The sequence below is a fragment of the Vibrio atypicus genome (assembly GCF_009811315.1).
In the GTDB taxonomy this organism is placed as follows: Bacteria; Pseudomonadota; Gammaproteobacteria; order Enterobacterales; family Vibrionaceae; genus Vibrio; species Vibrio atypicus.
Genome location: NZ_BLID01000023.1, coordinates 1 through 4,439 on the forward strand (window position 1 = coordinate 1; position 4,439 = coordinate 4,439).

Here is a 4,439-nt window from a genome sequence, read left to right on the forward strand (position 1 = left end):
CCTTTCGTTCTCAGTGAGGTGCGTGTATTTCATGTTTTTTACTTCTTGGCGGGAGCAAAGTTCATGATTATCGCATCTCACTGTTTTTATGTTCAGAGGTGTCGCACTTCGTACTTGAATCCAAGAAACATAACAAACTGTTTAAGAGGGATTCGCAACGCGTGGCACTTTTACTATGCGTTGGTTTTAGCGTTTAAGGTGGTATGCGGCGGCCTCAGTATTGCGTTGCTCACACCTTAACAGGGCGTTAGTCGCCAGAAAAAGCTAGCTGTCAAAATCATGTTTCTAAGCTCAAAATTTGGCTGCTTGTTGTTCGGTTCCCGGTTTCATCGCTGTTGGTCCAAACTCATTTTCAGCTGTTTTAAGTCCAAAGTTTTGCAATTGTCCTAGCGGTTGTTTTGTTCTTTGGTGCTGACAGAACAGGGCAATCGAGAGTCTGTTTTTGGTTGCAACTCTGCTCGTTGAGTTTGTTAGGTACAAAAGCTGATCTACTCGCTGAAAAGGCGTTTTCTCTGGTGTGGTAAGTTCCACGTGGTTTCAGTGACTTTATTGAAAGTCCGCACTGTGAGATTGGTTTTCCAAAAACCTTTTTTGGTGTTGTCAGTCCGTTTTCTACGGCGTTGTTTGTTCCAAGTGGTTTCATTGAGTAGTCGCTTTGAGACTACGCCTGATTTGAATGCATCAAAGCACATAAAGTTTGTTGTTTGCAAAGTTTGGTTCGGCTTAAAATTGTCGCTCGGTGCCTCGCGACTAACAAACTGCTCAAGAGGGATTCGCAACGCGTGGCATTTTTACTATGCGTTGGTTTTAGTGATTAAGGTGGTTTGCGGCGGCTTTCGTATTGCGTTGCTCACCCCTTAGCAGGGCGTTATGTAGCTAGGTAAGAAATGGAGTATAAATGCTTGGTTTAGTTCGATTTGTATTGGTTGTAAATGTAATAGCAGCCGTAATAGTTGTTGGTCTAGAGATGTCTACAGGCTTCTTTGGACTTAAGTTTGTATCGGACTATGCATTTTTCATCGTGATGCTTATATGGGGAACGACAGCCTTATTTTTCATGTATCCACCACTGGGTGGTATGGGGCAGTCTGACGACAAGGTTGATAGGATTACAGACTCAATGGTTGACCGTAGTGTTGCGGACGAAATCGATGATGAGCGGTTCTCAGAAAATACAGCCTTTTGTATCAAACTGCTCATAGCTGGCGTGCCTGCATTCTTGGTTTGTGTCCTTGCGAGCATCGCTACATAACAAACTGTTCAAGAGGGATTCACAACGCGTGGCATTTTCACTATGCGTTGGTTTAAGTGATTAAGGTGGTATGCGGCGGCTTAGGTATTGCGTTGCTCACCCCTTAACAGGGCGTTATGCAATGAGAGCAAAATTGGTAGAAATCGTTTTTTTTGTTCCCTCCGGCTATCGCTTTTCTGGTGTCGGCAAATCAGCATTATTGCCCTCAATTCTTGAATATCTCCAGCCGTAAAGCATGCCAAGTTTCGTAGGTTGCCTCATTCAGTTTTCGATCTGGTTGGTGGTGAGTTTTTCGGGCTTAAAGTGTGGAAAGGGCAAAGTGAACGACAGCCCAAACTTGTTGAAGCTCTGGCTCGTTTAGTTACTTGTCGCAAAAGCCTTCTTACACGCTGAAGTTGAGTGTTCTTTACTTGTTGAGGCTTTAGGTTTCTTAAGTTCATGAACTTCGTAGAGTTCTGTTGTTTTGGGAACTGTTTTTGGCTTAATGGCGTTGGCTTCTGTAGCAAGTTGCAGACTGTGTCACTGTATTTGCATAACAAAATGTTCAAGGAGGATTCGCAACGCTTGGCGAATTCTGTTTAAATTCAGCAATGGTGTTTAAGGTGGTTTGCCGTGCCTTCGGTGTTTAGCGTCGCTCACCCCTTAACATGGCGTTAGAACTTACTACTGAAAAATCATAGAGTGAGAAATGAAAGAGTTACTTTTATTATCAACTTTGCTATTTGGAGCAAACGTTTTAGCACAAGAAAAAATCGACCTTGATAGCTCCTATCGGGAAATCGTTCCTAATGGTCATACCATAATTGAGGCTATTCATGGTGACCTAAATGGAGATCGTCGAGACGATATTGTTTTGATGATACAAGGTACAGATCAAAACAAAATTGTCACTGATGAGCTCCGTGGTCGGTTAGATCTCAACCGAAGAGGAATTATTGTTGCTTTAAGAGGTAACGACAAGTACGACGTCGTTGTTGAAAATGACAATTGCTTCTTTTCTGATGATGAAGATGGAGGTGTATACATGGTTCCAGATATCTTAATGAGTATAACAAAAGGAAACTTATATATTGATTTTTTACATGGTCGATATGGTTACTGGCGTTACAACTTCCGTTACCAAGATTCAGATCTTGAATTAATCGGTTATGACGCAAGCTACAATCGAGGTCCGAGAGTGGAGGTGGTTACTAGTATTAACTACCTAACAAAAAAGATGCTTACTAAAGAAAATATTAACGAGCTTGACGATGATGACCCAATATTTAAAGAGAAGTGGTCAACCTTTGTTCTTGAACATAGATTTAAGTTAAGTCAAATCAGCGACTTTACTGAATTTGGTAATGGTGTACGAAGTAGATAGACCCGCACTGAGACGTAATTCTAACAAACTGTTTAAGAGTGATTCGCAACGCGTGGCATTTTTACTATGCGTTGCGTTTGGTGTTTAAGGTGGTATGCGGCGGCAGCGGTATTGCGTTGCTCACACCTTAACAGGGCGTTATGTGCATGCACCTATTTGAAATACCTCGCAATGATTCTAGGTTTTGGGTGCACTCTTCGCATTTCATAGAACAATAAGCCAAGGAGGTTTTATTTATGCGAAAAATTAAGTTTATGGGGTTTCCCCGTGCCTTTTCTATGAGTGTTGCATCATTGTTTGGCGGTATATCAGTATTACTAGTAATGCAGTTTGTTTTTTCGATCGATCAAAACTTGTTTACTTATGGGGCCGTTCTAGTTGGCGCTATTTTCCAATACTTAGGGACGGTGAAAAAAAGTGAAAGCAACCTGACAACTGATAACGACGATATTTACCTCTTTGGTATTCCGGCTGCGTTAAGGTACCAAAAGTCCATTTTGGGGAAGCGTTATATTCGTATCACGTCTTTGACCTCAAATGGGTATCATAGGGTTAAGGTTTACGAGCCTTGGGTGTCGAAAAGTGACTGGGAGCTAATGCTGGGAAAATGCACATAACAAGGCGTTTAAGACGGATTCACAACGCTTGGCGATTTCAGTTTAAGTTGAATTTAGTGTTTAAGGTACAATGGTTTAGGTTTGGTGGTTAGCGTTGTTCACCACTTAACGCAGCGTTATGCGCCATCGAGGAAGAATCGAAATCATGAGGATTAGAGTTTGGCAATAGAATCACCATTATTTCAGAGTGCAATGGAGTTACTTGGTCACTCCATTACCCACTACAATGGTAAAAAAGAGTTAGATAGAAAGCTGTTAATCTTACATCTAGCAAATGCGGTAGAACTAGTTTTAAAGGACTTGGTTCTTGATACTGGAGAATCAATATACAAAGGTCCAAAAGAGACAATCACAATTCAAGGTTGTCTTAAAGTCTTGCAAGATAAGTCTATAAACTTACCTTTATTAAACAAGATAGAACTATTGGTTGATGAAAGAAACGCACTGCAACATCGGTTTGGGTCTCCAAATGAATTGACTAGTATTTTCTACATGAATATTGCAGAGAATTTTTTCCGAGAGGTTCTTAAAACTCATTATGGTCAAGAATATGATGAAATAGTAACGCAGTTTACTGATGAGTCTGACTTACTAGAATATAAACTTAATGATCCAACTAATGATCAAGAATTAGATAAACTGAAAGACTTAGCGAAAATACATCCTTTGGGTGCATTGCTTTCTGCTTGGACTTACATCGAAAAAGAAATCGAAGAGTTCGCAGAACTAGCTGGTCTAAATTTTCCTCGTCGCCGCCCTTCAGTTATAGATTTGGTTAATGGTCGTTGGGAGAAATTTGGTGTTGTTATTCCTATTGGACTGAGTGACAGTTTCAACGAAGCGCGTCGACTGAGAAACATGGCAGCTCATGGTCGTCTCGAGCCAACAGTTGATGATGTTATCGTTTCTGTTGATACCATCGAAGCATTTGAAAAGTATTTGTTAAGTCTTGATAAATCAACAATTAAGCAAAGTGCACAAATTGAGAGAGAAAGGCTTGAGAAAGAGCGGCAAGAGTATCTTGATAAACGAGCCAAAGAAAAACAGCAGTTAGGAATAATCGACTTATTCGGCAATACTGGCGCTTAGTATCAAGTTTGAAGTGCGACACTTTTTACAGATGCGCATGAATATACTCCTGAGGTGTAAAGAACCCAAGTCTTTTCCTTGGGCGCGAGTTTAGCTTTCCAGCTATTTGGTTACAGAG

Annotated in this window: 4 protein-coding genes; all 4 read left to right on the top strand. The window is 40.9% G+C overall.

Annotation, left to right across the window (positions count from 1 at the left end):
• Positions 1-898: 898 nt before the first annotated feature.
• Positions 899-1,252, top strand: a complete 354-nt coding sequence (locus GVO60_RS22060) for a hypothetical protein (protein WP_159657877.1) — start codon at positions 899-901, stop codon at positions 1,250-1,252.
• A 688-nt stretch (positions 1,253-1,940) separates the two neighbouring features.
• The gene (locus tag GVO60_RS22065; RefSeq protein WP_159657879.1) at positions 1,941-2,615 is read left to right on the top strand and encodes a hypothetical protein; all 675 of its coding nucleotides are present in this window, start codon (positions 1,941-1,943) and stop codon (positions 2,613-2,615) included.
• Between the two features lie 236 nt (positions 2,616-2,851).
• Positions 2,852-3,232, top strand: a complete 381-nt coding sequence (locus GVO60_RS22075) for a hypothetical protein (protein WP_159657881.1) — start codon at positions 2,852-2,854, stop codon at positions 3,230-3,232.
• A 159-nt stretch (positions 3,233-3,391) separates the two neighbouring features.
• The gene (locus tag GVO60_RS22080; RefSeq protein ID WP_225874963.1) at positions 3,392-4,321 is read left to right on the top strand and encodes a hypothetical protein; all 930 of its coding nucleotides are present in this window, start codon (positions 3,392-3,394) and stop codon (positions 4,319-4,321) included.
• The last annotated feature ends 118 nt before the right edge of the window (positions 4,322-4,439 follow it).